The following is a 343-nucleotide window of genomic DNA, read 5'->3' as shown; positions in this document are numbered from 1 at the left end:
CGCTGCAACAGCAAACATTTGACGAGCAAAAATAAGCGTTTTGAAATCAATCTCACGTACTAAGCGTTCCGCATCCCCTTCGGTGTAACATTCAAACAGAACATAGCCACTATTGCGCTTAACGCGGGGGAAACCAAACACCTCAAGGTTGTTTGCCTTGTCTTGAATCTCGCCAGCACAATCTTTCTCAAAGCCTGCACGGCAATATAAAATAACCTGTTTCAAGTTAAACCTCGTTTCAATGCGTTAAGAAGCTTCAACGCTCGACGCTATCGCGTCTAAAATATTCTCATCTTGGCTAATGGAAGGTACACCTTCGCTCGCCGCTATACTCAGCATCCAG

1 pseudogene is annotated in these 343 nt (G+C 44.9%); it reads right to left on the bottom strand.

The features are described 5' to 3' along the window. Positions 1-225: pseudogene (locus tag AB4585_RS28060) on the bottom strand (23S rRNA (cytidine(2498)-2'-O)-methyltransferase RlmM); the annotation flags it as partial. Between the last annotated feature and the right edge of the window lie 118 nt (positions 226-343).

It is taken from the genome of Vibrio sp. 10N.222.49.C9, assembly GCF_041474985.1.
Classification (GTDB): Bacteria; Pseudomonadota; Gammaproteobacteria; order Enterobacterales; family Vibrionaceae; genus Vibrio; species Vibrio crassostreae_C.
Note: the sequence above shows the minus strand (reverse complement) of the source record. Positions and strands in the feature narration are given on the sequence as shown.